This is a genomic window from Enterobacter sp. H2G27 (genome assembly GCF_054403075.1).
Genome location: NZ_JBSVSI010000001.1, coordinates 815121 through 838060 on the forward strand (window position 1 = coordinate 815121; position 22940 = coordinate 838060).

Here is a 22940-nt window from a genome sequence, read left to right on the forward strand (position 1 = left end):
GTAAAGTAGCCGTTCAGTTTGATAACGATTCGCATTATGCAGCGTACTATTTTAATCATCATTGGCTGGCTCGCGGTAGTGCTTGGCACGCTGGGGGTGTTTTTACCCTTGCTGCCGACCACGCCATTTATCCTGCTGGCGGCCTGGTGCTTCGCCCGCTCGTCGCCGCGTTTTCACCACTGGCTGCTCTACCGCTCATGGTTTGGCGGCTATCTGCGGCACTGGCAAAAACACCGGGCCATGCCGCCCGGCGCGAAGCCGCGCGCGATCGCAGCGATCCTCATCACCTTCGCTATTTCATTATGGCTGGTGAAAATGATGTGGGTGCGGATCCTGCTGCTGGTCATCCTGATCTGTCTGCTTATCTTTATGTGGCGGATCCCCGTGGTTGATGAAAAGCAACAAAAGCACTGAAGCCTCATCATGGCTGTTGCAATTATCACGCGCAGCCAGTAAATTCGACCGTTTTCGAGCACAGGTGCGCCTGGTCAAAGGTTAAACAATTGTTGCCTTGGCCGACTCGTTGCGCGCTGTGAGTAACACTGTTTCATTTAGGCAAAACCGATGACCGCAACTGCACAGCAGCTTGAATATCTGAAAAACAGCATCAAAAGCATCCAGGACTATCCAAAGCCTGGCATTCTTTTCCGTGATGTCACCAGCTTGCTGGAAGACCCGAAAGCGTACGCGCTCAGCATTGAACTGCTGGTCGAGCGTTATAAAAACGCCGGGATCACCAAAGTAGTAGGTACCGAAGCCCGTGGCTTCCTGTTTGGCGCACCGGTTGCGCTGGCAATGGGCGTGGGTTTTGTGCCGGTGCGTAAGCCGCGCAAGCTGCCGCGTGAAACCATCGCAGAAAGCTACGAGCTGGAGTACGGCACCGATCAGCTTGAGATCCACGTTGACGCGATCAAGCCTGGCGACAAAGTGCTGGTGGTTGACGATCTGCTGGCGACCGGCGGCACCATTGAAGCGACCGTGAAGCTGATCCGCCGTCTGGGTGGCGAAGTGACCGACGCGGCCTTCATCATCAACCTGTTCGATCTCGGCGGTGAACAGCGCCTGGAAAAACAGGGTATTACCAGCTACAGCCTGGTGCCTTTCCCGGGTCACTAATCCCGGTTTTCACAACCTCGCTCAATGGGTGAGGTTGTGATAGCATTCCCCTCCATAAATTCACCTTCCAGCGTTGCAGAGCCTGCCCATGAGTTATCAGGTGTTAGCCCGTAAATGGCGACCACAAACCTTTGCTGACGTTGTCGGTCAGGAACATGTGCTGACGGCCCTGGCGAACGGCTTGTCGCTAGGTCGCATCCATCACGCCTATCTTTTTTCCGGCACCCGCGGCGTCGGTAAGACCTCTATTGCCCGTTTGCTGGCAAAAGGTCTTAACTGCGAAACCGGGATCACCGCCACGCCGTGCGGCGTGTGTGATAACTGTCGGGAGATCGAGCAGGGGCGTTTTGTCGATCTGATCGAGATCGACGCCGCCTCGCGCACTAAAGTGGAAGATACGCGCGACCTGCTGGACAACGTCCAGTACGCCCCGGCGCGCGGCCGCTTCAAGGTCTACCTGATCGATGAAGTGCACATGCTGTCGCGCCACAGCTTTAACGCTCTGCTGAAGACGCTGGAAGAGCCGCCCGCGCACGTGAAGTTCCTGCTGGCGACTACCGATCCGCAAAAGCTGCCGGTCACGATTTTATCGCGCTGCCTGCAGTTCCATCTGAAGGCGCTGGACGTTGAGCAGATCCGCGCGCAGCTTGAGCATATTCTTGATGAAGAGAAGATTGTCCACGAACCGCGCGCCCTGCAGCTGCTGGCCCGCGCGGCGGACGGCAGCCTGCGTGATGCGCTCAGCCTGACCGACCAGGCGATTGCCAGCGGTGACGGGAAGCTTTCCACCGAGGCGGTCAGCACCATGCTCGGCACGCTGGATGACGATCAGGCGCTGTCGCTTATCGAAGCGATGATTGCCGCCAACGGCGAACGCGTGATGTCGCTGGTGAATGCCGCCGCTGCCCGGGGTATTGAATGGGAAGGACTGCTGGTTGAGATGCTCAGCCTGCTGCACCGCGTGGCGATGCTGCAGCTTTCTCCGTCCGCCATCGGTGCGGATATGGCTACCATTGAACAGCGGATGCGTGAGCTCGCGCGCACCGTGCCGCCTGCCGACGTGCAGCTGTATTACCAGACGCTGCTGATTGGCCGCAAAGAGTTACCGTTCGCGCCGGACCCGAGGATGGGCGTTGAAATGACGCTGCTGCGCGCGCTGGCGTTTCATCCGCGTATGCCATTGCCGGAGCCGGAAGTGCCGCGGCAGTCTTTCGCGCCGGTCGCCCCTACGGCGGTGATGTCGCCGCAGCAGGTCCCACCGCAGACGACACCGCCGCCGCAGCAAAACGTGCCGCTGTCGGATGCCACCAGTTCGGTGCTTGCCGCACGCAGCCAGCTGCAGCGTGCGCAAGGAGTAACCAAACCAAAAAAGAGTGAACCGGCAGCGCCAGGAAGAGCGCGGCCGGTGAACAACGCCGCGCTTGAACGACTGGCCTCGGTAACGGAGCGCGTACAGTCGCGTCCGGCACCGTCCTCGCTCGAGCAGAAAGCCCCGGTGAAAGAAGAGGCTTACCGCTGGAAGGCAACCACCATCACCGAAGCGGTGAAGGAAGAGGTCGCCACGCCGAAAGCGCTGAAAAAGGCGCTGGAGCATGAAAAAACGCCGGAGCTTTCCGCGAAGCTTGCCGAAGAGTCCATCGCGCGCGACGCCTGGGCCGCCGAGGTCAGTAAGCTCCAGCTGCCGAAGCTGGTCGAGCAGGTCGCGCTGAACGCCTGGAAAGAGCAGGACGGCAATCAGGTACGTCTGCACCTGCGTCCAGGCCAACGGCACCTCAATTCCCCTGGCGCGCAAAAGGCGCTGGCCGAGGCGCTCGCCGCATTACAGGGTGCGCCGGTTGAATTGACTATCATTGAAGATGATAATCCGGCAGTGAAAACGCCGCTCGAGTGGCGCCAGGCCATTTATGAAGAGAAGCTCGCGCAGGCGCGCGAGGCGATTATTGCGGATAACAACATTCAGACTCTGCGCCGGTTCTTCGACGCCGATCTGGATGAAGAGAGTATTCGCCCCATTTGATCGTGAGTCTGACTTACGGTTGTAATCCCTTAAATGTGAAAGAAGAGAGAAGCCTATGTTTGGTGGAAAAGGCGGTCTGGGTGGCCTGATGAAGCAGGCTCAGCAGATGCAGGAAAAAATGCAGAAGATGCAGGAAGAGATCGCTCAGCTGGAAGTCACGGGTGAGTCCGGAGCCGGTCTGGTCAAGGTGACCATCAACGGTGCGCACAACTGCCGTCGCGTTGAAATCGACCCGAGCCTGCTCGAAGACGACAAAGAGATGCTGGAAGATCTGGTTGCAGCCGCGTTTAACGATGCAGCTCGCCGTATCGACGAAACCCAGAAAGAGAAAATGGCCTCCGTTTCCAGCGGCATGCAGCTGCCGCCTGGCTTCAAGATGCCGTTCTGATGCAAACCAGTCCGCTGCTCACGCAGTTAATGGAAGCACTGCGCTGCCTGCCGGGCGTTGGCCCGAAGTCGGCGCAGCGCATGGCGTTTACGCTATTGCAGCGCGACCGCAGCGGCGGGATGCGCCTGGCGCAGGCTTTAACCCGCGCCATGTCAGAAATTGGTCACTGTGCGGATTGCCGTACCTTTACCGAGCAGGACGTGTGTAACATCTGCACGAACCCGCGTCGTCAGGAAAACGGCCAGATTTGCGTGGTGGAGAGTCCGGCGGACATCTACGCCATCGAACAAACCGGGCAGTTTTCCGGGCGCTATTTCGTGCTGATGGGGCATCTCTCCCCGCTGGACGGTATTGGCCCGGACGATATCGGTCTTGACCGCCTTGAACAGCGTCTTGAGTCCGAAACGATCAAAGAGGTGATCCTCGCCACTAACCCCACGGTGGAAGGGGAGGCAACCGCCAACTACATCGCCGAGCTGTGCTCGCAGTATGGCGTTGACGCCAGCCGCATCGCCCACGGCGTGCCGGTCGGCGGCGAGCTGGAGATGGTGGACGGCACCACGCTGTCACACTCCCTGGCCGGACGTCACAAGATTATTTTCTGACCAAACGGAGGCTGCGCGCGCGGCCTCCGCTTGAAAATTTCCCCCCGTATCCCCATCTCTCACTCAACGTTTTAAAACCCCATTAAATGGCATTGTTGAGGTCGACATAGATGAAAGGACAAGAAACCCGTGGTTTCCAGTCAGAAGTAAAACAGCTTCTGCACCTGATGATCCATTCCCTGTATTCCAACAAAGAAATTTTCCTGCGTGAGCTGATTTCCAACGCCTCGGATGCGGCGGACAAGCTGCGCTTCCGCGCGCTGTCTAACCCGGACCTGTACGAAGGCGACGGCGAGCTGCGCGTGCGCGTCTCGTTTAATAAAGAGAACCGCACCCTGACCATCGCCGATAACGGCATCGGGATGAACCGCGACGAGGTGATCGACCACCTCGGGACCATCGCGAAATCCGGCACCAAGGCGTTCCTGGAGTCCATGGGCTCAGACCAGGCGAAAGACAGCCAGCTGATCGGCCAGTTTGGCGTCGGTTTCTACTCGGCGTTCATCGTGGCGGATAAAGTCACCGTGCGCACCCGCGCGGCGGGCGACAGCGCTGAAAACGGCGTGCTGTGGGAATCCAAAGGGGAAGGCGAATACACCGTTGATGACATCACCAAAGCGGACCGCGGCACCGAAATCACCCTGCACCTGCGTGAAGGCGAAGATGATTTCCTGAACGACTGGCGCGTGCGCTCCATCATCAGCAAATATTCCGACCATATCGCCCTGCCGGTTGAGATTGAAAAACAGGAAGAGAAGGACGGTGAAACCATCGTTTCCTGGGAGAAAATCAACAAGGCGCAGGCGCTGTGGACGCGCAACAAGGCTGAAATCAAGGACGACGAGTACAACGAATTCTACAAGCACATCGCCCACGATTTTACCGACCCGCTGACCTGGAGCCACAACCGTGTGGAAGGTAAGCAGGAGTACACCAGCCTGCTGTACATCCCGGCACAGGCACCTTGGGACATGTGGAACCGCGATCACAAGCACGGCCTGAAGCTGTACGTGCAGCGCGTCTTCATCATGGACGATGCCGAGCAGTTCATGCCGAACTACCTGCGCTTCGTGCGCGGTCTGATAGATTCCAACGACCTGCCGCTGAACGTCTCCCGTGAAATTCTGCAGGACAGCGCCGTCACCCGTAACCTGCGCAACGCCCTGACCAAACGTGCGCTGCAGATGCTGGAAAAACTGGCGAAAGACGATGCGGAAAAATATCAGACCTTCTGGAAACAGTTCGGTCTGGTGCTGAAAGAAGGCCCGGCTGAAGACATGGCGAACGTTGAAACCATCGCCAAACTGCTGCGCTTCGCCTCTACGCACACCGACTCCTCCGCTCAGACCGTGTCGCTGGAAGAGTACGTCTCCCGCATGAAAGAAGGGCAGGAGAAGATCTACTACATCACCGCCGACAGCTACGCCGCGGCGAAGAGCAGCCCGCACCTGGAGCTGCTGCGTAAGAAAGGCATCGAAGTGCTGCTGCTTTCCGACCGCATCGACGAGTGGATGATGAACTACCTGACCGAGTTCGACGGTAAGGCGTTCCAGTCCGTTGCCAAAGCCGATGAGTCCATCGACAAGCTGGCAGATGAAGTGGATGAAAATGCGAAAGAAGCCGAGAAGGCGCTGGAGCCGTTCGTTGAGCGCGTGAAAACCCTGCTGGGCGACCGCGTGAAAGAGGTGCGTTTCACTCACCGTCTGACCGACACTCCGGCCATTGTCACCACCGATGCCGACGAAATGAGCACCCAGATGGCGAAGCTGTTCGCGGCGGCGGGCCAGGCGGTACCGGAAGTGAAATATATCTTTGAGCTTAATCCGGATCATCCGCTGGTGAAACGCGCGGCGGATACCCAGGACGACGCCCGCTTTGCCGAGTGGGTTGAACTCCTGCTGGATCAGTCCCTGCTGGCCGAACGCGGCACGCTGGAAGATCCTAACCTGTTCATTAAACGTGTGAATGCGCTGCTGCTGGCGTAACTGACCACGCCTCCCCTGGTCTTCTCCCTCTCCCTGTGGGAGTGGGCCGGGGTGAGGGCACCAGACCGCACTATCCCAAATTATCTCCCCCCATTAACCGTTTCAGCCTTCCCGCCTTCCTTGAGCGATGCCTGTTCTGGTGGTATTGTTTAGCGCTTTTGAAAAATTGAAACGACTTTTGAGGGGATTTTCGCAATGCGTATTATTCTGCTTGGCGCTCCGGGCGCGGGTAAAGGAACTCAGGCTCAGTTCATCATGGAGAAATACGGTATTCCGCAAATCTCCACCGGTGATATGCTGCGCGCCGCTGTTAAATCTGGCTCCGAGCTGGGTAAACAGGCGAAAGACATCATGGACGCAGGCAAGCTGGTGACCGACGAGCTGGTGATTGCTCTGGTTAAAGAGCGCATTGCTCAGGAAGACTGCCGTAACGGCTTCCTGCTGGACGGCTTCCCACGTACCATTCCTCAGGCTGACGCCATGAAAGAAGCGGGCATCAACGTGGACTACGTTCTGGAGTTCGACGTACCGGACGAGCTGATCGTTGACCGTATCGTTGGCCGTCGCGTACACGCTGCTTCTGGCCGCGTTTACCACATCAAATTCAACCCACCTAAGGTTGAAGGCAAAGATGACGTGACCGGCGAAGAGCTGACTACCCGTAAAGACGATCAGGAAGAGACCGTGCGTAAACGCCTGGTGGAATACCATCAGATGACCGCGCCGCTGATCGGCTACTACACCAAAGAAGCGCAGGCGGGTAACACCAAATACGCCAAAGTTGACGGCACCAAAGCCGTGGCTGACGTACGTGCAGAGCTGGAAAAAATCCTCGGCTAATCGCGCGCCTCTCACCCGGTCTTCCGGGTGAGAAATATTCTCATCTTACCTATTACAGCAATGGGTTTCGTTTAAACGCATTTCCGCTACAATTGACAACCTATCAAATGGTTAAGAGGCGTGAATGAGTCAGGCGAAAACCGGCATCCTGCTTGCCAATCTGGGCACTCCAGAAGCACCTACATCAGACGCGGTAAAACGCTACCTGCGACAATTTTTAAGCGACACGCGCGTCGTGGATTTCCCGCGACTGCTGTGGTGGCCGCTGCTGCGTGGCGTCATTCTGCCGATTCGTTCCCCGCGCGTCGCCAAACTCTATCAGTCCGTCTGGATGGAAGAGGGCTCGCCGCTGATGGTCTACAGCCGTCGCCAGGAAAAAGCGCTGGCCGCCCGCCTGCCGGATATGCCCGTCGCGCTCGGCATGAGCTATGGAAAACCGTCCCTGGAAAGCGCGGTGGAATCCCTGCTGGCGCAGGGCGTGGACCATATCGTGGTGCTGGCGCTCTACCCGCAGTACTCCTGCTCGACGGTGGCCGCCGTCTGGGACGAGCTGGCGCGCATACTGGCGACCCGCCGCCGCATTCCGGGCGTGACCTTTATTCGCGACTACGCGGATAACGAGCTCTACATCAAGGCGCTTGCTAACAGCGCGCGCGCGTCGTTTGAAAAACACGGCGAGCCGGATCTGCTGCTGCTCTCCTATCACGGGATCCCGCAGCGCTTCGCCAATGAAGGGGATGATTACCCGCAGCGCTGCCGCGATACCACCCGCGAGCTGGTCTCCGCCCTTGGCCTGCCGCCTGAGAAGGTGATGATGACCTTCCAGTCGCGCTTCGGCCGCGAGCCGTGGCTGACGCCGTACACCGATGAAACCCTCAAAATGCTGGGCGAGAAGGGCGTGAAGCACATTCAGGTGATGTCGCCGGGCTTCTCGGCCGACTGTCTGGAAACGCTGGAGGAGATTGCGGTGCAAAACCGGGAATTTTTCCTTGAGGCTGGCGGCGAAAAGTACGAATACATTCCGGCGCTTAACGACTCGCCTGAGCATATCGACATGATGGTCTCGCTGGTAACGAACGGTCGCTAATCGCACTTCGGGCCGGGTTTGTGCTACCATTCCCGGCCCATATTCTTCGTACAGTTCAGACCATGAAATTTCCCGGTAAACGCAAATCCAAACACTACTTCCCCGTCGATGCCCGCGATCCGCTCCTGCAGCAAATCCAGCCTGAAAATGAAACCAGTGCCGCATGGGTGGTGGGTATCGATCAGACGCTGGTGGATATTGAAGCCAAAGTGGATGATGCGTTTGTTGCCCGTTACGGTCTGAGCGCCGGCCACTCGCTGGTGATTGAGGATGATGTTGCCGAAGCGCTGTACCAGGAGCTGGTGCGCGAAAACCTGATTACCCACCAGTTCGCCGGCGGTACCATCGGCAATACCATGCACAACTACTCCGTGCTGGCAGACGACCGTTCGGTGCTGCTCGGCGTGATGTGCAGCAACATTGAAATCGGTGGCTATGCCTACCGCTATCTCTGCAACACCTCTAGCCGCACCGATTTGAACTACCTGCAGGGCGTCGACGGCCCGATTGGCCGCTGCTTTACCCTGATCGGTGAATCCGGCGAGCGCACCTTCGCCATCAGCCCGGGTCATATGAACAAGCTGCGCGCCGAGAGTATTCCGGAAGAGGTGATTGCGGGTGCCTCGGCGCTGGTGCTGACTTCCTATCTGGTGCGCTGTAAGCCGGGCGAGCCGATGCCGGAAGCGACCATGAAGGCGATTGAGTACGCGAAGAAGTACGACGTGCCCGTCGTTCTTACACTGGGTACTAAATTCGTTATCGCCGATAATCCTGAATGGTGGCAGGCGTTCCTGAAAGAGCACGTCTCGATTCTGGCGATGAACGAAGAAGAGGCCGAAGCGCTGACCGGCGAAAGCGATCCGCTGCTGGCGTCTGACAAAGCGCTGGACTGGGTGGATCTGGTGCTCTGCACCGCGGGCCCGGTTGGGCTGTATATGGCAGGCTTCACGGAAGAAGAGAGCAAACGCAAAACCCAGCACCCGCTGCTGCCCGGCGCGATTGCCGAGTTTAACCAGTACGAGTTCAGCCGCGGCATGCGTTATAAAGATTGCATTAACCCGCTTCGCATCTACTCGCACATCGCCCCTTACATGGGCGGACCGGAGAAGATCATGAACACCAACGGTGCGGGCGACGGCGCGCTGGCCGCGCTGCTGCACGACATTACCGCCAATGCCTACCACAAAACCAACGTGCCAAATTCCAGCAAGCATAAGTTCAGCTGGCTGACCTATTCGTCGCTGGCGCAGGTATGCAAGTACGCCAACCGCGTAAGCTATCAGGTGCTGAACCAGCACTCACCGCGCTTAACGCGTGGCCTGCCTGAACGGGAAGACAGCCTCGAAGAGGCTTATTGGGACAGGTAAAATCAAAACGGCAACCCAGGTTGCCGTTTTTAGTGTTTATTCCCTCTCCCTGTGGGAGAGGGCAAGGGTGAGGGGACCAGATCGCACCAAACTTACCCCGTCACCGCCTCTTCAACCGGTGGTTTCTCCAGCAGCGTCAGCATGGTGTTAGCAATCTCGCGCTCGCCCATCACCACTTTATCTGCACCGCGCTCGGTAATGTACTCCACCTCGTCGTCATAGTGCGCCCGGGCGATAATCTCAATCGTTGGGCACTTCGCGCGCGCGGAGGCCACAATCTCACCCGCTTCATAGCCGTTGGGTATGGTCAGCAGCAGCCAGCGCGCGCAGTCCAGATGCGCCAGATTCATAATCTCTTCGTTCGCCGCGTTGCCCAGTACCGCACGAATACCGCGCTCGCGAAGCTCGTCGACGCGGGTGCGTGAGGTTTCAATCACCACCAGCGGAATGCCCTGCGCCATCAGCTTCTCGCCGAGCAGGCTGCCCACGCGGCCAAAGCCGACCAGCAGGGCATGATTGCAAATATCAACCGGGATCTGCTTCTCTTCTTCGATGGCTTCTTCAAGCGTCTGCTCTTCCAGCGTTTCGGTTTTATCGAGGTATTTTTCCAGCAGGGCAAACAGCACCGGGTTCAGCATAATCGACAGGATCGCCCCCGCCAGCACCAGGTTTTGCCCCGCCTGCGGCAGCAGGTTCAGGGCCATGCCCAGACCGGCCAGAATAAAGGCGAACTCACCGATCTGCGCCAGGCTGGCGGCAATGGTCAGCGCCGTACGCGGGGAGTGGCCGAACATCCGCACCAGGAAGAAGGCGGCAAGCGACTTACCAAAAATAATGATCGCCAGCGTGCCCAGCACGGCCAGCGGCTGCTGGATCAGCACCAGCGGATCGAACAGCATCCCGACGGAGACGAAGAACAGCACGGCAAACGCATCGCGCAGCGGCAGCGTGTCGTGCGCCGCACGGTGGCTCAGCTCTGACTCGTTTAACACCATCCCGGCGAAGAACGCACCCAGGGCAAAGGAGACATCAAACAGCTCAACGGCACCAAAGGCGATACCCAGCGCCAGCGCCAGCACGGAGAGGGTGAACAGCTCGCGGGAGCCGGTTGCCGCGCTGCGGGACATGATCCACGGTACCAGACGGCGGCCCACCAGCATCATGATGGCGATAAACGCCACCACTTTACCGATGGTGATGCTCATATCCAGCGCCAGCGAGGCGAAGCCGACGTTGTCTTTTTCCATCATTCCGGCGACGGCGGGCAGCAGCACCAGCGTCAGGACCATGACCAGATCTTCAACAATCAGCCAGCCAATCGCGATCTGCCCGCGCTGGCTGTCAATCAGCTGTCTCTCCTCAAGCGCGCGCAGCAGCACCACGGTACTGGCGGTTGAGAGACACAGCCCAAATACGATGCCGGTCATCAACGACCAGCCCAGCACGGCCGAAAGCGCCATCCCAAGCAGCGTCGCCACCCCTATCTGGGCGATCGCTCCCGGTATGGCAATCGACTTTACCGCCATCAAATCCTTCAGGGAAAAATGCAGACCGACGCCAAACATCAGCAGAATCACGCCCAATTCCGCCAGCTCAGGGGCCAGTTTGGTATCCGCAACAAAACCTGGGGTAAACGGTCCCGCCAGCACACCTGCCAGCAGATAACCGACAAGAGGAGAAATACGCAGTTTATTGGCAATCATGCCGAGGATAAAAGCGAGCACAAGTCCACCAACAATGGTGGTGATAAGCGGTGTGGCGTGGTGCATTCCGTCTCCTTTCGTTGTGGGTGTTCCTTTTTGGTGAAAAACCAAAAAACCGAGTAATAGTTTATGACAATTTTTACCCTTATGTTTATGAATAATTGTTGAAGTTTGAATAAAACAGCAATATGCACGTAAAAAAGCGCATTTTGATAAATTCAGCGAGTGGAGAAAGAAGAAACCCTTATGGCATCAGGGTGTCAGGCAGCCAAAGTCAAACTTTGGCTGCCCGTAATTTACGCTTTGTGGCGGTTATCAGGCAGGAATATGGTCAACATCCCAAGAAGTGGCAGGAAAGCGCAGATTTTATAAACCAGGAAGATGCTGGTGTGATCCGCAACCATCCCTAAAACCGCTGCCCCAAGCCCCCCCATGCCGAAAGCGAAACCGAAAAACAGTCCGGAAACCATACCGATACGTCCGGGCAGCAGCTCCTGGGCATAGACCAGAATGGCGGAAAACGCGGAGGCGAGGATAAAACCAATAATCACGGTTAAAATGCCCGTCCATTCAAGGCTGGCGTACGGCAAAATGAGGGTAAAGGGCGCCACGCCGAGGATAGAGCCCCAAATGACATATTTACGCCCGATCTTATCACCCACGGGACCGCCAATGACCGTACCGGCCGCGACGGCGAACAGGAAGGCAAACAGGTGGATCTGCGCGTTTTGTACCGATAATCCGAATTTTTGCATCAGATAAAAGGTGTAATAGCTGCTGATGCTCGCCATATAGAAGTATTTCGAGAAAATCAGCAACAGCAGGATGGCAACCGCCAGGATAACCTTATTGCGCGGCAGGGGATTGATAGCCTTCGCTTTAGGTTTTCCTTTATTGACGCGATGCTGAGCGGCATACCAGCGGCTAATCTGTGCCAGCACGATAATCGCCAGCAGCGCGGCCAGCACAAACCACGCCACGTTGCCTTTACCGTACGGGGCAATAATCACCGCGGCCAGCAGCGGGCCGAGAGAGCTACCAAAATTACCGCCCACCTGGAAAAGTGACTGCGCCAGGCCATGACGACCGCCGGACGCCATGCGCGCCACGCGGGAAGACTCCGGATGGAACACGGACGAGCCGGTGCCTACCAGCGCGGCGGCGATCAGCACGGCTTCAAAACTCCCGGCCATGGCCAGCAGCACCAGGCCGCTTAGGGTAAAGCACATGCCTATGGGCAGCGACCACGGCATCGGGTATTTATCCGTCCAGTAGCCCACCACCGGCTGCAGCAGCGAGGAAGCCAGCTGGAAGGTCAGGGTGATCATCCCGATCTGCACGAAGGTTAACGAAAATTCGGACTGCAGCAGCGGGTAAATTGCCAGAATCAACGACTGGATCATATCGTTGAGCAGGTGCGAGAGACTGATTGCGCCTAAGACTTTAAAGGAGGTGCGCGATGCAGGCGGCGACGCCGGCGCGCCCGGAACGGGCTGAGTTGATTCACTGATTGCCATAGAGAGAAGTACCACGTCTTTAGTTATTAGAGGTGCAGGGTGTAATTATTATCCGACTAACATACCCGCCCGGGACATTTGAAGAAAGTCGCAATTCTGAAAACTTATTTGTCTATTCTTATTAGTCACTGTAATTTCTGCCTTTGTCTATTGGTCAGGGAGAGAGAAGATGAAGTTAATGAAGCGGGGCGTCGCGCTGGCGCTCATCGCGGCGTGGGGGCTGGTAAGCCTGCCCGCGCAGGCGTATGAAAAAGACAAAACCTATAAAATCACCATTCTGCATACCAACGACCACCACGGCCATTTCTGGCGCAGTGAATACGGCGAATATGGCCTGTCGGCGCAAAAAACGCTGGTGGACGGCATTCGTAAAGAGGTGGCAGCCCAGGGTGGCAGCGTGCTGTTGCTCTCAGGCGGCGATATCAATACCGGCGTGCCGGAATCCGACCTGCAGGACGCCGAGCCCGATTTCCGCGGCATGAACCTGATTGGCTACGACGCGATGGCCGTCGGTAACCATGAGTTTGATAATCCGCTGAGCGTCCTGCGTCAGCAGGAGAAGTGGGCCAAATTCCCGTTCCTCTCCGCCAACATTTACCAGAAAAGCACCGGCGAACGCCTGTTCAAGCCGTGGGCGCTGTTTAAGCGTCAGGATCTGAAGATCGCGGTCATCGGCTTAACCACCGACGATACGGCGAAAATTGGCAACCCTGAGTTCTTCACCGATATCGAATTCCGCAAACCGGCAGACGAAGCGAAGCTGGTGATTCAGGAGCTGCAGCAAAACGAAAAGCCGGACGTGATTATCGCCACCACGCACATGGGGCACTACGACAACGGTGAGCACGGCTCCAATGCGCCGGGCGACGTGGAGATGGCGCGCAGCCTGCCGGCGGGCTCGCTGGCGATGATTGTGGGTGGTCACTCACAGGATCCGGTTTGCATGGCGTCGGAGAATAAAAAGCAGGTGGACTACGTGCCGGGCACGCCGTGTGCGCCAGACCGTCAGAACGGTATCTGGATTGTGCAGGCGCACGAGTGGGGCAAATACGTAGGCCGGGCGGACTTTGAGTTCCGGAACGGAGAGATGAAGCTGGTGCATTATCAGCTCATTCCGGTCAACCTGAAGAAGAAAGTGACCTACCCGGACGGGAAGAGCGAGCGCGTACTTTACACGCCAGAAATCGCAGAAAACCAGCAGATGCTCTCCCTGCTGACGCCGTTCCAGAACAAAGGCAAGGCGCAGCTGGACGTGAAAATCGGCACGCTGAACGGGCGTCTGGAGGGGGACCGCAGTAAAGTTCGCTTCGTGCAGACCAACATGGGTCACCTGGTGCTGGCGGCGCAAATGGCGCGCACCGGGGCTGATTTTGGGGTGATGAGCGGCGGCGGTATTCGAGATTCCATCGAAGGTGGAAACATCACCTATAAAGACGTTCTGAAGGTGCAGCCGTTCGGCAACGTGGTGGTTTATGCTGACATGAGCGGAAAAGAGGTCATTGACTACCTCACCGCCGTGGCGCAGATGAAGCCGGATTCCGGGGCCTATCCGCAGTTTGCCAACGTGAGCTTCGTAGCGAAAGACGGCAAGCTTAACGATCTCAAGATCAAAGGCGAACCGGTTGACCCGGCGAAAACCTACCGTCTGGCGACGTTAAGCTTTAACGCCACCGGCGGCGACGGCTATCCGCATATTGATAATAAGCCGGGATACGTGAATACCGGCTTTATCGATGCGGAAGTGCTGAAGCAGTATATCGAGCAGAATTCGCCGATTGACGTGAATGCGTATGAGCCGAAAGGCGAGGTGAGCTGGCAGTAGTGCGGGGGTTGTGTGCCGGGTGGCGGCTTCGCCTTACCCGGCCTACATCCAAACCGTAGGCCCGGTAAGCGCAGCGCCACCGGGCAATTTCCTCAATCCCGGCGGGCAATATCCGCAAATTTCGCGTCCAGCATTTTTGCCAGATCGCCCGCGGCAAGCTCAATGTCCAGCCCGCGTTTGCCGCCGGAGATAAAGATGGTCTCAAATTCCTGTGAAGGGGCATCGATCAGCGTCGGCAGGCGTTTTTTCTGTCCGAGCGGACTGATCCCGCCCACCAGGTAGCCCGTGGTGCGTTGCGCCACCATGGGATCCGCCATATCCACCTTCTTCGCCCCCAGCGCTTTGGCGACCTTCTTCAGATCCAGCTGTCCTGCCACGGGCGTCACCGCGACGGCGAGGTGCTTCATATCGCCGTTCACCGCCACCAGCAGCGTTTTATAAACCTGGTCAGCGTTCAGCCCCAGCTTGCGCACCACTTCATCACCAAAGTTGGTTTCATTCGGATCGTGATCGTAGGTGTGAATCCGGAAAGAAATGTTGTTTTTTTCGAGTAATTTAACGGCGGGAGTCATAGCTATCCTTCTTACGACAGACAATTCATGCAGCCAGCATACGCCTGACGTTTGTCTAAAAAATAGCACCATCTTGCGCAATAGTATTGGCAGTGATGGTCACTTTGAGCGACAATCGGCTCAACCGAAGGTCTCCTTCGGCATAATAAAAACGATGAAATTCCTCTTTGACGGGCCAATAGAAATATTGGCCATTTTTTTATTTCAGCAACGACGGCAAGTTCCCTTCCCCGTACAAATGTAACGCCCCAACCGCCACCACGTAATGCCCCGCAGGTAAAGCATGCAGCGTCTCTCGCCAGGCTTTGTTACGCGCATTCATCAGCACATCATACAGCGATTCGCTGAACGTTGACGGTAACGCTAGCCTGCCGTCCGCGGGCGGCGCATCCAGCCACCAGCCAATCATCGTTTGCAGCAGGCGCGCGTTGGTGTGCCAGTGGGTCAGCGTATCGTCCAGCAGCATCAGACCGTCGTCGGGAAGCTGTCGCAGGAGCGCAATCTGGCTGTCCGTTCCTTCCAGCTCGATGATGGGCAGGCTGCGCGCCCTTGCCGCGTTCAGCAGCTGGTAATCAATACCGTAATCACCGCGCAGGCCCAGACGCTGCGCCTGCGTAGCCTGCAATACCATCGCGATTTGCCACAGCGGCAGGGTGTCAATCATGGAGAGCGAGACGCCCGTCTCATCGGCGACGCGCGTCAGTTCCGCAAGCTGGGCATCATCCAGACGTTCCGCCAGGGTGAGATCGCTCTCGAGCCCGGCAAACGGTGACTCCTGACCCGAAATGTCCGCCTCAACGACCAGCGCATCGGCGTGTTTCAGCAGTTTAATCAGGCCGGGAGGCAGGGGAGACATATCCTGCGTGCCCATATGGATGCTGCCAACCAGGTGCAGGTGTTGCCCGCCGGGAAGCGAGATATCCAGACCGGGCCAGGCGTAACGGCGAGGGAAAAGGGCGCGAAACGATGTTTTTATACGATGAAACAGACCCATACGCGCTCCATAAACGGAAAGGTTCATGCTAGCGCGTACGGGTACAAGGTTCAATCCTTCGGTTTAAAGCGCAACAGTCGGTTGGCGTTGCTGACCACGGTGATGGAGGAGAGCGCCATCGCCGCACCCGCGACGACCGGATTAAGCAGCGTGCCGGTCAGCGGCCACAAAATACCGGCAGCAATCGGAATACCGAGCGAGTTGTAGATAAACGCCCCCAGCAGGTTCTGCTTCATGTTGCGCAGCGTGGCTTTCGAAATGGCCAGCGCATCGGCCACGCCCATCAGGCTGTGGCGCATCAGCGTGATGGCCGCGGTTTCGATGGCCACGTCGCTGCCGCCGCCCATTGCGATCCCCACGTCCGCCTGGGCCAGCGCCGGGGCATCGTTAATGCCGTCGCCGACCATCGCCACCTGACGGCCCTGACTTTGCAGTTTCTTGATGGCGTCCGCTTTGCCGTCCGGCAGTACGCCTGCAATGACCTCATCAATACCGGCCTCTTTCGCGATGGCGTTGGCGGTGGTCGGGTTATCCCCGGTCAACATCACCAGACGATAGCCCGCACGGTGCAGGCGCTGTAAGGCATCCACGCTGTCCTGGCGAAGCGGATCGCGCACGGCCAGCAGCGCGGCGGCTTTGCCATCCACCGCCAGCAGAACCGGGGTGGCGCCCTGTGACGCCTGCGCCTTCAGCTCGTTTTCCAGCGCGGCGGTATCAATGCCGTTTTCATTGAGCAACGCCTGGTTGCCCAGCAGCAGCGCGTGGCCTTCTGCTTCACCGCTCACGCCGAGCCCGCGCAGGGTGCGGAACTGATTCACCTGCGGCAGGGCAGACGCATTGGCTTTATCGAGAATGGCGCGCGCCAGCGGATGGCTGGAGCCTTGCTCCAGCGCGGCTGCAAGACGCAGCGCATCCTCTTCCGAAATGCCCACGCAGTGGACGGCGACCACCTGCGGTTTACCTTCCGTCAGTGTGCCGGTTTTATCAAACACCAGCGTGTCCAGGGTGCTGGCCCGCTGCAGCGCGTCCGCGTCCCGCACCAGCACGCCAAATTCGGCCGCGCGGCCTACGCCGGAGATAATCGACATTGGCGTCGCCAGACCAAGGGCGCAAGGGCAGGCGATGATCAGCACCGTGGTGGCGATCACCAGGGTATACACAATCTGCGGCGCCGGGCCGAAGAAGTACCAGATCGCCGCACTCAGCAGGGCAATGCCGACCACAACCGGCACAAAAATGGCCGAGATTTTATCAGCAAGCTGGCCAATTTCCGGCTTGCTGCTCTGCGCCTGGCGCACCATGCGGATAATACGCGACAGCGTCGTATGGCTGCCGACGGCGCTGGCGGTAAACAGCACGCTGCCGTCCTGCACGACCGTACCAGCATGCACGGCGTCGCCGTCTGATTTCTGCTGAGGGATAGGCTCCCCGGTCAGCATCGCTTCATCCAGCCAGGCTTCGCCCTGGGTTATCTTACCGTCAACGGGAACCCGGTCGCCGGTGGTCAGACGCAGCGTCATGCCGGGCTGAACCTCGGCCAGCGGAACGCTTTTTTCCCCTTCGTCCGTGACCACGCGGGCCGTCGGTGGGGTTAAATCAAGCAATCTTTCCAGCGCTTTCGAGGAGCGCTGGCGGGCGCGCGCTTCCAGCATATGGCCTAAGTTAATCAGGCCGATAATCATCGCGCTCGCTTCATAATAGAGATGCCGCGCTTCCATCGGGAACCAATGGGGCCAGACGTTCACGCTCATCGAATAGAGCCACGCCGCGCCGGTACCGAGGGCGACCAGGGTATCCATCGTCGCGGTACGATTTTTCAGGCTCTTCCAGGCGCTGGTATAGAAATGTCCGCCTGCGAACACCATCACCGCAAGGGTAATCAAACCAATCACCAGCCACAGCGTGCGGTTGTCGTCGGTGACCATCATGTTGTCGCCGAGCATGCCCCACACCATCACCGGAATACCGACCAGCAGGGCGACAATCGCCTGCCAGCGGAAGCGCTTCATGGTGGCGATAGCCGTTTCCTGCTGGCGCTCGCGGCGTTCGGCATCATCTTCGATGGCCTCCGCGCCGTAGCCCGCTTTCTCAACGGCCTGCACTAACTCTGCGGCGGAGGCGCTGCCCATTACCAGCGCAGTACGCTCCGCAAGATTGACCCGTGCCTGCGCGACACCCGGTACCGCCTGCAGGGCGTTTTGTACCCGGGAGACGCAGCTGGCGCAGCTCATGCCGTTGATCAGCAGCTGTTGGCTGTCATCAATATCATCCGCTGCCGGAAGCTCAGGAGTGGCCGCTGTCAGTGCTTCCGACGGGGATGATGACTCTGCCAGCGGTTTAGCCTTTGGGTGGCTTAACTCCGCCCCGTAACCGGCCTGCTTGATGGTATCAATCAGCGCATCCGCGCTGGCGCTGCCGGTGACGGCTGCATGATCGATAGTCACGTCAGCGCTTTCAACGTCAGGGCGCTGTTCCAGGCTTTCTTTAACGCGTTTGACACAGTGGCCGCATGAGAGGCCGTCCAGCGTCAGGTCGATAGTGTGAGACATAACAAAACTCCCGTATAATGAACTGGTCAGTAGTTGACCGGAGTAACGCTTTTCGCTAACTGTTATGAAGGTTAAACCTTCCATCAAGGGGAAGGTCAAGGGGGAAATGTGAATATCAGTGATGTGGCAAAAAAAACCGGCTTAACCAGCAAAGCAATTCGCTTTTATGAAGAGAAGGGGCTGGTGACGCCGCCGCTGCGCAGTGAAAACGGCTACCGCAGCTACACGCAGCTGCATCTGGATGAGCTGACGCTGCTTCGCCAGGCAAGACAGGTCGGTTTTAATCTGGAAGAGTGCGGCGAGCTGGTAAACCTGTTCAACAATCCGAAGCGTCACAGCGCCGACGTGAAAAAACGCACGCTGGAAAAGGTGGCCGAAATTGAACGCCACATCGTCGAGCTGCAGGCGATGCGCGAACAGCTGCTGCAGCTCGCGGACTCCTGTCCGGGGGATGACAGCGCCGACTGCCCGATTATCGATAACCTTGCCGGCTGCTGCCACCGTAAAACCCACGCTTAGCAGGCTTTCACCCGCAGGGTAATACCTTCCACGGCAATGACCTCCACCCGCGTGCCGGCGCTGAGGTCATCGTCGGCCACCACCGGCCACGAGCTGTCGCCCACCCGCATGTGTCCGCGTCCGTTCACCAGCGCGGTGTCGAGCGTAAAACGCTTGCCGACAATCTGCTGTCCGCGCTGGTTAAGGTGGGCGTCGACCGGTTTCTGCTCTTTGACCCGCCGGTTAAGCCAGCGCCACCACAGCCAGGCGGCCACCAGCGTCAACGCGGCGAACAGCGCGCCCTGCCACGCCCAGTCCAGGGGAAGGATCCAGACCAGAAGACCCGTAATGACGGCGGCAACACCGCTCCAGAGCAGGTAGCCGTTGCCGCCCAGCATCTCCGCCGCCAGCAATAAGCCGCCGAGGCTTAGCCAGAAGGCGTGAGGATGTGCAACAATCAGCTCAATCATTTTTTACGCTCGTTTCCGCTGTCCTTGATCAGTTCGGCTATGCCCGCGATAGAGCCCATCAGGTTGCTGGCGTCCAGCGGCATCATCACCACTTTGCTGTTGTTCGCCGAGCCGATCTCTTTCAGCGCGTCGGTATATTTTTGCGCCACAAAGTAGTTCACGGCCTGGATATCACCGGCGGCGATTGCCTCGGACACCATCTGGGTGGCGCGGGCTTCCGCTTCGGCTGAACGTTCACGCGCTTCCGCCTGCAAAAACGCGGACTGACGGTCGCCTTCCGCTTTCAGGATCTGCGACTGTTTTTCCCCTTCCGCTTTGAGGATCTCCGCCTGGCGTACCCCTTCGGCTTCCAGAATGTAGGCTCGCTTGGTTCGCTCGGCCTTCATCTGGGCGTTCATGGAGGCAATCAGCTCCGCTGGCGGGCGCACGTCGCGGATCTCAATACGGGTAACTTTGATCCCCCACGGGTTGGTGGCCTCATCAACAATGTGCAGCAGGCGGGTGTTGATGCTGTCGCGCTGGGAAAGCATCTCGTCCAGCTCCATCGAGCCGAGCACGGTACGGATGTTGGTCATCGTCAGGTTGACGATCGCCAGCTCCAGGTTGCTGACCTCATAGGCCGCCTTCGGCGCGTCAATCACCTGAATAAAGCACACGGCGTCGATGGTGACGTTGGCGTTATCCTTTGAGATCACTTCCTGGGAAGGAATGTCCAGCACCTGTTCCATCATGTTGATCTTGCGTCCAATTCTGTCCATGAACGGGACAATCAGGCTTAAGCCGGGCTGGAGCGTGTTGGTGTATCGGCCGAAACGCTCGACGGTCCACTGATAACCCTGAGGGACAATTTTGACGCCAGCGCCCACGATAACCAGCGCAACGAAAATAAGGACGGGAACAACGATAAGCATAAAAACCTCCTGTTTTGCATGCCGTGATGAGTGAAAGTGTGTGTTTATTGCTCGTAAGTATAGGTAAAGTCAGAGATGAAGCCATCACCCGCTTCGGCAATGGCTTTGGATAATCCCTGGTAGTAATTCTCCAGCCCCAGCGCTTCGATGCGCTGGATCTGTTCGCGAATGGGGGCGCAGAACAGAACGGCATTTCCCGCCTCAACGCGTTTGTTATTCGGTGGAAGGTCGCCCGCGATGGCTTTAAACCAGGTTCTGATGCCCTGCTTTAAATTATGCGGCGCTTTTGTCAGGTTATCCATGCCCGTCAGGATCTGCAGAGTCGGGAACTCATCGGCCAGCACGGCGGTTTTCATGCGCGCAAAGAACTGGCTGAACAGCTCGAACGATCCCAGATCGGTGACGCGGGGTTTGGTGGTTTTACCGTTTTTATTGCCGATTTTGCCTGCCGCTGACGCCGCGGCCGGAACCGCATTCACCTTTTCCAGCTCCAGCCCGAATAACAAATTACAGTGCGCACGGCGCGCTTTCAGCGGGTATGACATCAGGACCTCAATGAACCGGGTGGCTTTCACATCCGCAAGATCGTGGTTGATAAGCCACTGTGTGCGTGAAAATTCCGCCGGAGAGACGAACCAGTCCGGCACTTCATTGAAGCGTTTTGATTTGCCTTTACCGTCAAATTCAAGGAAGTGTGTCCCGTTGTCGAAGGCGAAATAGCAATTTTTGAAGCTGCCGATAGTGGTGTTCACGATGAGCGCCTTCTTAACAAAGTCCACCACCTCTGCACCTATCACAAACCGCGTGAGCTCCGACGATTTGATGACTTCCATTAATGTTTCGACATCAGGAACACCAGGCTTCAGGGAAGGAAACTCATAAAAGATATGTGCCATGCTGCATACTTCCTGTAGTGATGGTGGTGACAATTTATAAACAAAAAGTTTAACACTTGCTTCAGCGTGAGGCTATTCGCGCTGTGCGGGCGAAAGGATTATGCTACAGGCGGTTATTACACGAAGCGGTTAACGGAAGCGCAATGAACGATAAAAAAAACCTTTTGCATCTCAGGGACGTCGGGTTTCGAGTCGGGGAAAACACGATCCTGCAGCACGTCGGGTTTAGCCTGTCGCCGGGCGAGTTTAAATTAATCACGGGTCCCTCAGGCTGTGGGAAAAGCACGCTGCTGAAGATTGTGGCGTCACTCCTCAGCCCGACGGAGGGAGCCATTCTGTTTGAAGGCGAGGATATCGCGTCGCTTTCCCCGGAAAGCTATCGCCAGCAGGTCTCGTACTGCGTGCAAACGCCCGCGCTTTTTGGCGATACGGTTTACGACAACCTGATTTTCCCGTGGCAAATTCGCAATAAAACGCCGGAGCCGGAAAAGTTTATCCAGGATCTGGCCCGCTTTGGCCTGGCGCAGGAGACGCTGACCAAATCCATCAACGCGCTGTCGGGCGGCGAAAAGCAGCGGGTCTCGCTGATCCGCAACCTGCAGTTTTTACCGAAGGTGTTGTTGCTGGACGAAATCACCAGCGCGCTCGATGACGTCAACAAGCGCAACGTTAACGAGATTATTCATCGTTACGCCCGGGAGCAGAACATTGCCGTGCTGTGGGTGACGCACGACGCTAACGAAATAACCCATGCGGATGACGTGATTACGCTCCAGCCGCACGGCGGAAAAATGCAGGAGGCAAACCATGGGTGAACATAACATTACCAACGAATCTCTGGCCTTTTCGATGGTGCTGGTGCTGATTGCGATTGTGGTCAGCTACCGGGAAAAGCTGGGGCTGGAAAAAGATATCGTGTGGAGTATCTGCCGCGCGGTGGTTCAGCTCATCATCGTCGGCTATGTGCTGAAGTATATCTTCAACGTTAACCACGCGGTGCTGACGCTGCTGATGGTGCTCTTTATCTGCTTTAACGCGGCGTGGAATGCGCAAAAGCGCAGCAAATACATTGATAAAGCGTTTGTTTCGTCGTTTATCGCGATTACCACCGGAACGGCGCTCACGCTGGCGGTGCTGGTGCTCTCCGGCTCGATTGAGTTTACGCCGATGCAGGTTATCCCTATCTCGGGGATGATCGCGGGGAACGCGATGGTGGCCGTTGGGCTCTGTTACAACAATCTCGGCCAGCGTTTCAGCAGCGAACAGCAGCAGCTGCAGGAAAAGCTAAGCCTGGGGGCGACGCCTAAAGTGGCCTCGGCGCGGCTGATTCGCGAGAGCATTCGCTCATCGCTGATCCCGACCGTGGATTCCGCCAAAACGGTGGGGCTGGTGAGCCTGCCGGGCATGATGTCGGGGCTGATTTTTGCCGGTATCGATCCGGTAAAAGCGATTAAGTATCAGATCATGGTGACGTTTATGCTGCTTTCCACGGCAAGCCTGTCGACCATCATTGCCTGCTACCTGACCTATCGGAAGTTCTACAACGCGCGCCACCAGCTGGTGGTGACGCAGTTGAAAAAGACGGGGTAATATCGGCATTTCC

General features: G+C 57.6%; 21 protein-coding genes and 1 other annotated feature. Of the genes, 13 read left to right on the plus strand and 8 right to left on the minus strand.

Annotation, left to right across the window (positions count from 1 at the left end):
• Nucleotides 1-36: 36 nt before the first annotated feature.
• The 9 genes from ACW9E7_RS03795 to ACW9E7_RS03835 all read left to right on the plus strand — a co-directional run bounded on the left by ACW9E7_RS03795 (nucleotide 37) and on the right by ACW9E7_RS03835 (nucleotide 9405).
• Entirely contained in the window at nucleotides 37-414 is a 378-nt protein-coding gene (locus ACW9E7_RS03795; RefSeq protein WP_458727275.1) for a DUF454 family protein, read from the plus strand.
• Nucleotides 415-564: 150 nt separating this feature from the next.
• A complete protein-coding gene (apt, locus tag ACW9E7_RS03800; RefSeq protein ID WP_000127359.1) occupies nucleotides 565-1116 on the plus strand; it encodes an adenine phosphoribosyltransferase in 552 nt (183 codons plus the stop codon).
• Between the two features lie 88 nt (nucleotides 1117-1204).
• The gene (gene dnaX / locus ACW9E7_RS03805; protein WP_127729810.1) at nucleotides 1205-3133 is read left to right on the plus strand and encodes a DNA polymerase III subunit gamma/tau; all 1929 of its coding nucleotides are present in this window, start codon (nucleotides 1205-1207) and stop codon (nucleotides 3131-3133) included.
• Nucleotides 2463-2527: a sequence feature (DnaX frameshifting element), on the plus strand. (Overlaps the previous gene by 65 nt.)
• A 55-nt stretch (nucleotides 3134-3188) precedes the next feature.
• Nucleotides 3189-3521, plus strand: a complete 333-nt coding sequence (locus tag ACW9E7_RS03810; protein WP_003858972.1) for a YbaB/EbfC family nucleoid-associated protein — start codon at nucleotides 3189-3191, stop codon at nucleotides 3519-3521.
• Entirely contained in the window at nucleotides 3521-4126 is a 606-nt protein-coding gene (gene recR / locus ACW9E7_RS03815; RefSeq protein WP_008499298.1) for a recombination mediator RecR, read from the plus strand. The genes ACW9E7_RS03810 and recR overlap by 1 nt, the downstream gene beginning before the upstream one ends.
• A 110-nt stretch (nucleotides 4127-4236) precedes the next feature.
• On the plus strand, nucleotides 4237-6111 hold the full coding sequence (gene htpG, locus ACW9E7_RS03820) for a molecular chaperone HtpG (RefSeq protein WP_136195275.1): 1875 nt from the start codon (nucleotides 4237-4239) through the stop codon (nucleotides 6109-6111).
• 195 nt (nucleotides 6112-6306) lie between these two features.
• Nucleotides 6307-6951, plus strand: coding sequence for an adenylate kinase (adk, locus tag ACW9E7_RS03825; protein ID WP_006809841.1), 645 nt, complete (start codon nucleotides 6307-6309; stop codon nucleotides 6949-6951).
• A gap of 124 nt (nucleotides 6952-7075) precedes the next feature.
• Complete coding sequence (gene hemH, locus ACW9E7_RS03830; protein WP_249575777.1) at nucleotides 7076-8038, plus strand: ferrochelatase; 963 nt, start codon at nucleotides 7076-7078, stop codon at nucleotides 8036-8038.
• Nucleotides 8039-8100: 62 nt separating this feature from the next.
• The gene (locus ACW9E7_RS03835) at nucleotides 8101-9405 is read left to right on the plus strand and encodes an inosine/guanosine kinase (protein WP_045909745.1); all 1305 of its coding nucleotides are present in this window, start codon (nucleotides 8101-8103) and stop codon (nucleotides 9403-9405) included.
• A 92-nt stretch (nucleotides 9406-9497) separates the two neighbouring features.
• On the opposite strand, the gene ybaL is transcribed toward ACW9E7_RS03835, so the two are convergent.
• Both ybaL and ACW9E7_RS03845 read right to left on the minus strand, forming a co-directional pair.
• Nucleotides 9498-11174 carry a YbaL family putative K(+) efflux transporter gene (ybaL, locus tag ACW9E7_RS03840; RefSeq protein ID WP_045909744.1) on the minus strand — a complete coding sequence of 559 codons (1677 nt, stop codon included), beginning with the start codon at nucleotides 11172-11174 and terminating at the stop codon, nucleotides 9498-9500.
• Between the two features lie 230 nt (nucleotides 11175-11404).
• Nucleotides 11405-12625 (minus strand): MFS transporter, encoded by a 1221-nt coding sequence (locus ACW9E7_RS03845; protein ID WP_458727276.1) that lies wholly within the window; start codon nucleotides 12623-12625, stop codon nucleotides 11405-11407.
• 169 nt (nucleotides 12626-12794) lie between these two features.
• Here ACW9E7_RS03845 and ushA point away from each other — a divergent pair, with 169 nt between their 5' ends.
• On the plus strand, nucleotides 12795-14447 hold the full coding sequence (ushA, locus tag ACW9E7_RS03850) for a bifunctional UDP-sugar hydrolase/5'-nucleotidase UshA (protein WP_115874381.1): 1653 nt from the start codon (nucleotides 12795-12797) through the stop codon (nucleotides 14445-14447).
• Between the two features lie 92 nt (nucleotides 14448-14539).
• On the opposite strand, the gene ybaK is transcribed toward ushA, so the two are convergent.
• From ybaK to copA, 3 genes are all read right to left on the minus strand, one after another.
• Complete coding sequence (gene ybaK / locus ACW9E7_RS03855; protein WP_023310615.1) at nucleotides 14540-15019, minus strand: Cys-tRNA(Pro)/Cys-tRNA(Cys) deacylase YbaK; 480 nt, start codon at nucleotides 15017-15019, stop codon at nucleotides 14540-14542.
• A 199-nt stretch (nucleotides 15020-15218) separates the two neighbouring features.
• On the minus strand, nucleotides 15219-16013 hold the full coding sequence (locus tag ACW9E7_RS03860) for a TraB/GumN family protein (RefSeq protein ID WP_458727277.1): 795 nt from the start codon (nucleotides 16011-16013) through the stop codon (nucleotides 15219-15221).
• 50 nt (nucleotides 16014-16063) lie between these two features.
• Complete coding sequence (gene copA, locus ACW9E7_RS03865; RefSeq protein WP_458727278.1) at nucleotides 16064-18562, minus strand: copper-exporting P-type ATPase CopA; 2499 nt, start codon at nucleotides 18560-18562, stop codon at nucleotides 16064-16066.
• Between the two features lie 108 nt (nucleotides 18563-18670).
• On the opposite strand from copA, the gene cueR reads away from it, so the two are divergent.
• Nucleotides 18671-19081: a Cu(I)-responsive transcriptional regulator gene (cueR, locus tag ACW9E7_RS03870; protein ID WP_458727279.1), complete on the plus strand. Its 411-nt coding sequence runs from the start codon at nucleotides 18671-18673 to the stop codon at nucleotides 19079-19081.
• Here cueR and ACW9E7_RS03875 read toward each other — a convergent pair.
• From ACW9E7_RS03875 to ACW9E7_RS03885, 3 genes are read right to left on the minus strand one after another with little or no spacing between them, the layout of a single operon-like run.
• Nucleotides 19078-19530, minus strand: coding sequence for an NfeD family protein (locus tag ACW9E7_RS03875; RefSeq protein WP_032656590.1), 453 nt, complete (start codon nucleotides 19528-19530; stop codon nucleotides 19078-19080). The genes cueR and ACW9E7_RS03875 overlap by 4 nt on opposite strands.
• The gene (locus ACW9E7_RS03880; protein ID WP_458727280.1) at nucleotides 19527-20441 is read right to left on the minus strand and encodes an SPFH domain-containing protein; all 915 of its coding nucleotides are present in this window, start codon (nucleotides 20439-20441) and stop codon (nucleotides 19527-19529) included. The genes ACW9E7_RS03875 and ACW9E7_RS03880 overlap by 4 nt, the downstream gene beginning before the upstream one ends.
• Nucleotides 20442-20485: 44 nt before the next feature.
• Complete coding sequence (locus ACW9E7_RS03885) at nucleotides 20486-21337, minus strand: hypothetical protein (RefSeq protein WP_458727281.1); 852 nt, start codon at nucleotides 21335-21337, stop codon at nucleotides 20486-20488.
• 143 nt (nucleotides 21338-21480) lie between these two features.
• Between ACW9E7_RS03885 and fetA the strand changes: the two genes are divergently transcribed.
• Entirely contained in the window at nucleotides 21481-22152 is a 672-nt protein-coding gene (gene fetA / locus ACW9E7_RS03890) for an iron efflux ABC transporter ATP-binding subunit FetA (protein WP_458727282.1), read from the plus strand.
• A complete protein-coding gene (gene fetB / locus ACW9E7_RS03895; RefSeq protein WP_115874387.1) occupies nucleotides 22145-22927 on the plus strand; it encodes an iron efflux ABC transporter permease subunit FetB in 783 nt (260 codons plus the stop codon). The genes fetA and fetB overlap by 8 nt, the downstream gene beginning before the upstream one ends.
• Nucleotides 22928-22940: the final 13 nt, after the last annotated feature.

What these genes read in the sequence shown, in the direction of transcription:
- ACW9E7_RS03845 (WP_458727276.1), bottom strand. Translation starts at nt 12,625, where the DNA reads ATGGCAATCAGTGAATCAACTCAGCCCGTTCCGGGCGCGCCGGCGTCG.
- ybaL (WP_045909744.1), bottom strand. Translation starts at nt 11,174, where the DNA reads ATGCACCACGCCACACCGCTTATCACCACCATTGTTGGTGGACTTGTG.
- fetB (WP_115874387.1), top strand. Translation starts at nt 22,145, where the DNA reads ATGGGTGAACATAACATTACCAACGAATCTCTGGCCTTTTCGATGGTG.
- ACW9E7_RS03880 (WP_458727280.1), bottom strand. Translation starts at nt 20,441, where the DNA reads ATGCTTATCGTTGTTCCCGTCCTTATTTTCGTTGCGCTGGTTATCGTG.
- ACW9E7_RS03885 (WP_458727281.1), bottom strand. Translation starts at nt 21,337, where the DNA reads ATGGCACATATCTTTTATGAGTTTCCTTCCCTGAAGCCTGGTGTTCCT.
- copA (WP_458727278.1), bottom strand. Translation starts at nt 18,562, where the DNA reads ATGTCTCACACTATCGACCTGACGCTGGACGGCCTCTCATGCGGCCAC.
- ybaK (WP_023310615.1), bottom strand. Translation starts at nt 15,019, where the DNA reads ATGACTCCCGCCGTTAAATTACTCGAAAAAAACAACATTTCTTTCCGG.
- recR (WP_008499298.1), top strand. Translation starts at nt 3,521, where the DNA reads ATGCAAACCAGTCCGCTGCTCACGCAGTTAATGGAAGCACTGCGCTGC.
- ushA (WP_115874381.1), top strand. Translation starts at nt 12,795, where the DNA reads ATGAAGTTAATGAAGCGGGGCGTCGCGCTGGCGCTCATCGCGGCGTGG.
- ACW9E7_RS03875 (WP_032656590.1), bottom strand. Translation starts at nt 19,530, where the DNA reads ATGATTGAGCTGATTGTTGCACATCCTCACGCCTTCTGGCTAAGCCTC.
- htpG (WP_136195275.1), top strand. Translation starts at nt 4,237, where the DNA reads ATGAAAGGACAAGAAACCCGTGGTTTCCAGTCAGAAGTAAAACAGCTT.
- ACW9E7_RS03810 (WP_003858972.1), top strand. Translation starts at nt 3,189, where the DNA reads ATGTTTGGTGGAAAAGGCGGTCTGGGTGGCCTGATGAAGCAGGCTCAG.
- ACW9E7_RS03860 (WP_458727277.1), bottom strand. Translation starts at nt 16,013, where the DNA reads ATGGGTCTGTTTCATCGTATAAAAACATCGTTTCGCGCCCTTTTCCCT.
- ACW9E7_RS03835 (WP_045909745.1), top strand. Translation starts at nt 8,101, where the DNA reads ATGAAATTTCCCGGTAAACGCAAATCCAAACACTACTTCCCCGTCGAT.
- dnaX (WP_127729810.1), top strand. Translation starts at nt 1,205, where the DNA reads ATGAGTTATCAGGTGTTAGCCCGTAAATGGCGACCACAAACCTTTGCT.
- apt (WP_000127359.1), top strand. Translation starts at nt 565, where the DNA reads ATGACCGCAACTGCACAGCAGCTTGAATATCTGAAAAACAGCATCAAA.
- ACW9E7_RS03795 (WP_458727275.1), top strand. Translation starts at nt 37, where the DNA reads ATGCAGCGTACTATTTTAATCATCATTGGCTGGCTCGCGGTAGTGCTT.
- adk (WP_006809841.1), top strand. Translation starts at nt 6,307, where the DNA reads ATGCGTATTATTCTGCTTGGCGCTCCGGGCGCGGGTAAAGGAACTCAG.
- fetA (WP_458727282.1), top strand. Translation starts at nt 21,481, where the DNA reads ATGAACGATAAAAAAAACCTTTTGCATCTCAGGGACGTCGGGTTTCGA.
- hemH (WP_249575777.1), top strand. Translation starts at nt 7,076, where the DNA reads ATGAGTCAGGCGAAAACCGGCATCCTGCTTGCCAATCTGGGCACTCCA.